The organism is Streptosporangium sp. NPDC006013 (assembly GCF_040614275.1).
Classification (GTDB): Bacteria; Actinomycetota; Actinomycetes; order Streptosporangiales; family Streptosporangiaceae; genus Streptosporangium.
Window position 1 is genome coordinate 1 of the sequence record NZ_JBEXUE010000579.1, and the last position, 5,541, is coordinate 5,541.

A 5,541-nucleotide genomic window follows, 5' to 3' on the forward strand; every position below is an offset into this window, starting at 1 on the left:
GGGGTAGAAGATCAGCTCGACTTCGCCAGCACCTTGTTGGCCTTGGCCTCGGCGTCGGCCAGGAGCTTGTCGATGTCGGCGTCCTGCCTGGTCAGCACCGCCGACATGGGGACGTCGAGGATCGCGTAGAGCTCCTGGGACTTCGGCGGCTCCAGCTTGTTCTGGATGGTCGCCGATCCCTCCACGAAGGGGGTGAAGTTCTCCACCGGCACCGTGGCGTTCGTCTTACGCAGCTCGGTGATCTCCTTGCCCGGCGCGGCGTCGCCGTACAGGTCGGGGATCGGCAGGCCGACCGGGCGGCCCTGCTGCTTGCTGCGCGCGTAGTTGAACTGACCCTGGCCCGGGGTCAGCTCATGGAACTCCAGCCACAGCATGGCGGCCTTGATCTTCTCGGGCGTGGCCTTGGGGTTGATCATGTAGCCGTCGCCGCCGTTGAGTGAGGCCCTGGCCTCGGGCAGGGCGGTGACCCCGTAGTCCTCGAACTTGCCCTTGAAGTCGTTGTTGACCGTCTGGACGACATCCGGGGCGCCGATCATCATGCCGAGCTTGCCGCCGCCCATCATCCGCATCAGGTCCTCCCACTGGAGGAGCTGCTTGGTGCCCATGCTGTTGTCGGTCCAGCGCATGGTCTTGAGGTTCTCCAGGACGGCCTTGCCCTCCGGGCTGTTGAACGCCGCGGTCTTGCCGTCGGGAGTGACCATCTCGCCGCCCCGCCCGTAGAGGGAGGCGGCGAAGTGCCAGCCACCGGTGTTGCCGGCGCTGTACTCACCGAATCCGACATATCCGGCACCAAGCCCGGAGATCTTCTTCGCGGCCTCCTGCACCTCGGCCCAGGTCTTGGGCGGCGCGGCAGGGTCGAGACCCGCCTGGGTGAACAACTTGCGGTTGTAGACCAGGCCCATGGAGTAGTTGTTCCTGGGAAGGCCGTAGATCTTGTCGCCTTCCTTGAAGATGCTCATGACGTCGGGCCGCAGGTCGCCCAGCTTGGTGACGCTGCCGACGTACGGGCTGATGTCGGCCGCCTGGCCCGCCGCGATGATCTTCTTGACATCGGTGTAGTAAACGTAGAAGACGTCCTCCATCGTGCCGCCGGCCAGCTTCGCCTGGAAGGTGTCCGGGTTGATGCAGGGGAAGGCGTCCTTGCTGTCGATCGTGATGTTCGGATGCAGTTTCTGGAACGCGGCGACGTCCTCGTCCCAGGCGGTTCGCTCCAGCGGGTTGCTCTTCGGCGGCTGGCAGCCGACGGAGATCGTGACCGGAGCATCGGCCCCAGCGGCGCTCGGACTGGTTTCGGCGGCCTTGGATCCGCTGTCGTCGTTGCCGCAACCGGCGGCGGTGAGCGCGATGGCTGCGGCGAGCAGCATCGAAAGCTTGGGGGATTTCATCCGAGGCACTCCTTGGCGGGTCGGTTGCGAGAAACATATAGATACGTGCAGGAAGTAGCAAGAGTCCGTCAGTTCAGATGCAAAAAAGTGACAGTGACCGGCCGGTCATCCCGCCGTAACACCTCGCCGCAACCAAGAAATCCCTCTGACCTGCGAGTATATCGAGACGACGCGGGATGGAGTCATCCAGCTGCAAGAAGATGCTTGATGACGTCATTTTCTTGTCGGAACTTTCAGAAAGCGGTTGTTCGAAGCCGTACCGTCCGGGGCGCCGGCAGGAGGGCGCGGCCAAGCGCATCGACGCCCTGGCCATCGCCGTCTGGCACGAGATGACCGCAGAGGAGATCACCGGGCCCGACCTGTCGCACGCTCCCCCGTTCGCCCCCGCGTGGGACCCCATTCTGATCGCCGCACGCAAGGCGGCCGAACACGTCGAGCGGCTCGGCCGGAAGGGCTGATCCGCCGGCCCGGCCTGGACGCGGCGGCCACGAGAAACCCCGGGTGGATGGTTGGGCCGGATGAGAGCGGGCAAGGGCGAAGAATCCAAGTGCCGATACCGACAAGGAGTAGCAATGCTCACATTGACGGACACCGCAGCCCAGGTAATCCGGGATCTCAGCGCGCAGGTGACGGACTCTCCCGATACCGGGGTCCGTATCTCGTCCCAGAGCGACGGCACCGGATCGCTCATGCTGTCGATCGCCGAACATCCCGAGTCCGCCGACAAGGTGGTGGAGTCGGCGGGAGCACGGATCTTCCTCGACCCGCAGGTCGTGGACATGCTGGACGACAAGTCCCTGGACGCCGACGTCGACGAGGGTGGCGGCGTCGCGTTTCTCGTCACCGAACAGCCTCACTGACCATCCGCCGTAAATCCGGCACGCGTGCCCCGATCCCCCCAGGGGGACCGGGGCACGTCCGTGTTCTCAGCGCTCCCCCGGCCGTCCTCGTCAGGGGGTGAGCAGGATCTTGATGGCCCCGTCCCGCTTCTTCTGGAAGATCTCGTAGCCGTAGGGGGCCTGGTCGAGCGGGAGCCGGTGGGTGGCCAGGTCCATGACCCCGAGCGGATCGGCGTCATCGGTCACCAGCGGCATCAGGTCGTCGATCCAGCGCTTGACGTGGGCCTGCCCCATCCGCAGCGTGATGCCCTTGTCGAACATCCTCAGCATCGGCAGCGGGTCGGCCATGCCGCCGTAGACGCCGACGACGGAGATCGTGCCGCCGCGCCGTACCGTGTCGATGGCCTGGTTGAACGCGGCCAGCCGGTCGACCCCCGCGTTGGCCATCAGCGGGGCGGCGATCGCGTCGGGCAGCAGGCCGGTGACGGTGTGGGCGAACTTGGCGACCGGGGAGCCGTGCGACTCCATGCCGACCGCGTCGACGACGGAGTCGGTGCCGCGCCCGCCGGTCAGGTCCCTGACCGCCCCGGGGATGTCGCCGGTCACGGACGCGTCGAGCACCTCGACGCCGTGCCCCCGGGCCATCGCGAGCCGTTCCTGCACCCCGTCGACGCCGATGACCCGGTAGCCGAGGTGCCTGGCGATCCGGCAGGTCATCTGCCCGATCGGTCCGAGCCCGAAGACCGTGACGCTCCCGCCGTCGGGAATGCCGGCGTACGACACCGCCTGCCAGGAGGTGGGCAGCACGTCGGACAGGTAGACGAACCGCTCGTCCGGTGGCCCCTCGGGGACCTTGATCGGGCCGAACTGCGCCTGCGGGACCCGCAGGTACTCGGCCTGCCCGCCGGGGACCTCGCCGTACAGCCTGGTGTAGCCGAACAGGGCCGCGCCCATGCCCTGGTCGCGGACCTGGGTGGTCTCGCACTGGGCGAAGAGGCTCATGCGGCACATGTGGCAGTGGCCGCAGGCGATGTTGAACGGGATGACCACCCTGTCGCCCGGTTTGACGGCGGTGACCTCGGGGCCGACCTCCTCCACCACGCCCATCGGCTCGTGGCCCAGGATGTCGCCCTCGCCCATGAACGGCCCCAGGACCTCGTACAGGTGCAGGTCGGAGCCGCAGATGGCGGTGGTGGTGATCTTGATGATCGCGTCGTTCGGTTCCTTGAGCGCCGGATCGGGAACCTCCTCGACCCGTACGTCGCGCCTGCCATGCCAGGTGAGAGCTTTCATTTCCCCTCCCCTATCGCTTGAGCTGTGACGATGCCTCCTTACCCGCTCCGTGAGAGCCAAACTGGGTGGTTCTCCGCTGGGGGGGGCGACCTGCCCGGGAAACCGGCGTGGCCTCCACGGGCGGGGCACGGGCGGGGTCGTGGTCAGTACGGCCAGGTCCAGTCGCGGATCTCGGCGGGATCCTCGCCGTACTCACGGGTGTAGGCGCGAGCGCTCAGCCGGCGGTCCATCATGTGCTGACGCAGATGCGCCGACCGCTCCGCCAGCCCGGGAACCCGGTCGATGACATCCATGACCAGGTGGAAACGGTCGATGTCGTTGAGCATGGCCATGTCGAACGGGGTGGTGGTGGTCCCCTCCTCCTTGTAGCCGCGCACATGGATGTTGTCATGGCCATGGCGCCGGTAGGTCAGCCGGTGGATCAGCCACGGATAGCCGTGGAAGTTGAAGACGACCGGCTTGTCGGCGGTGAAGAGCGTGTCGAACTCCGCGTCCGACATGCCGTGCGGATGCTCGCTCGGCGGTTGCAGCCGCATCAGGTCCACCACGTTGACCACCCGCACCTTCAGCTCGGGCAGGTACTCGCGCACCAGGGCCGCCGCCGCCAGCGTCTCCAGCGTGGGCACGTCCCCCGCGCACGCCAGCACCACGTCCGGCTCGGTGCCGGCATCGTTGCTGGCCCACTCCAGGATGCCCAGGCCCCGGGTGCAGTGCGCGATCGCCTCGTCCATCGGCAGCAGGTCCAGCACCGGCTGCTTACCCGCCACGATCACGTTGACGTAGTCACTCGAGCGCAGGCAGTGATCCGCCGTCGACAGCAGCGTGTTGGCGTCCGGCGGCAGGTAGACCCGCACCACCTCGGCCTTCTTGTTCATCACCACGTCCAGGAAACCCGGATCCTGATGGGAGAAACCATTGTGATCCTGGCGCCACACATGCGATGACAGCAGGTAGTTCAACGACGCGATCGGCCGCCGCCAGTGAATCTTCCGGCAGGCCTCCAGCCATTTGGCATGCTGGTTGAACATCGCGTCGACGATATGGATGAACGCCTCATAGCAGTTGAACAGCCCATGACGGCCGGTCAGCAGGTACCCCTCCAGCCAGCCCTGGCACAGGTGCTCGCTGAGCACCTCCATCACCCGCCCGCCCCTGGCGAGGTTCTCGTCGGTGGGCAGGGTCTCGGCGTCCCAGGCCCGGCCGGTGACCTCGAAGACCGCCGACAGCCGGTTGGACGCCGTCTCGTCGGGGCCCATCAACCGGAAGTTGTCAGGGTTGGCGGCGATCACGTCACGCAGGAACATCCCCAGCACCCGGGTGGGCTCCGTCGACACGCGAGCGGGAGCCTTCACCTCGACCGCGTAGTCGCGGAAGTCGGGCAGCACCAGCGGCCGCAGCAGCTCACCGCCGTTGGCGTGCGGATTGGCGCTCATCCGCAACGGCCCCTCGGGTACCGTCTCCAGGACCTCCGCCACCGGGTGGCCCCGGCCGTCGAACAACTCCTCCGGCCGGTAGGAGCGCATCCACTCCTCCAGCATCGCCAGATGCTCGGGACTGTCACGCACTCTGGTCAACGGCACCTGATGCGCCCGCCAGGTCCCCTCCACCGGCAGGCCGTCGACCTCACGCGGCCCCGTCCACCCCTTCGGCGTCCGCAGGACGATCATCGGCAGGCGGTCGGCCCGTCCGTGCCGGTAGTCGGCGATCTGGTCGAACACCCGCTCCAGGGTCTCGGCCATCAGCGCGTGCATGACCTCGGGGTCGTCGCCGGAGACGAAGTGCGGCCGGTAGCCGTACCCCTCCATCAGCTTGACCAGTTCCTCCTCGGGGATCCGGGCCAGCACGGTCGGGTTGGCGATCTTGTAACCGTTCAGGTGCAGGATCGGCAGCACCACCCCGTCACAGGCGGGGTCGAGGAACTTGTTGGAGTGCCAGCTGCCCGCCAGCGGCCCGGTCTCGGCCTCGCCGTCACCGATGACGCAGGCCACCACCAGGTCCGGGTTGTCGAACGCGGCTCCGTAGGC

Annotated in this window: 5 protein-coding genes; 2 read left to right on the forward strand and 3 right to left on the reverse strand. The window is 67.2% G+C overall.

What is annotated here, in order from left to right; translation table 11 throughout:
- Positions 1–11: 11 nt before the first annotated feature.
- Positions 12–1,385, reverse strand: a complete 1,374-nt coding sequence (locus ABZ260_RS45345; RefSeq protein ID WP_355630527.1) for an extracellular solute-binding protein — start codon at positions 1,383–1,385, stop codon at positions 12–14.
- A gap of 221 nt (positions 1,386–1,606) precedes the next feature.
- On the opposite strand from ABZ260_RS45345, the gene ABZ260_RS45350 reads away from it, so the two are divergent.
- Together ABZ260_RS45350 and ABZ260_RS45355 are read left to right on the forward strand one after the other, a co-directional pair.
- The gene (locus ABZ260_RS45350) at positions 1,607–1,843 is read left to right on the forward strand and encodes a hypothetical protein (protein ID WP_355630530.1); all 237 of its coding nucleotides are present in this window, start codon (positions 1,607–1,609) and stop codon (positions 1,841–1,843) included.
- A gap of 114 nt (positions 1,844–1,957) precedes the next feature.
- Positions 1,958–2,245, forward strand: coding sequence for a Fe-S cluster assembly protein HesB (locus ABZ260_RS45355; protein WP_355630532.1), 288 nt, complete (start codon positions 1,958–1,960; stop codon positions 2,243–2,245).
- Positions 2,246–2,335: 90 nt separating this feature from the next.
- Here the strand turns inward: ABZ260_RS45355 and ABZ260_RS45360 are convergent, their stop codons facing one another.
- Positions 2,336–3,517 (reverse strand): zinc-dependent alcohol dehydrogenase, encoded by a 1,182-nt coding sequence (locus ABZ260_RS45360; protein WP_355630535.1) that lies wholly within the window; start codon positions 3,515–3,517, stop codon positions 2,336–2,338.
- 143 nt (positions 3,518–3,660) lie between these two features.
- Positions 3,661–5,541 (reverse strand): phosphoketolase family protein (locus ABZ260_RS45365; protein ID WP_355630537.1); only part of this gene is annotated, 1,881 nt, incomplete at its 5' end.

Excerpts from the sequence above, each read along its gene's own strand:
- ABZ260_RS45355 (WP_355630532.1), top strand. The coding sequence starts at position 1,958 with ATGCTCACATTGACGGACACCGCAGCCCAGGTAATCCGGGATCTCAGC.
- ABZ260_RS45345 (WP_355630527.1), bottom strand. The coding sequence starts at position 1,385 with ATGAAATCCCCCAAGCTTTCGATGCTGCTCGCCGCAGCCATCGCGCTC.
- ABZ260_RS45360 (WP_355630535.1), bottom strand. The coding sequence starts at position 3,517 with ATGAAAGCTCTCACCTGGCATGGCAGGCGCGACGTACGGGTCGAGGAG.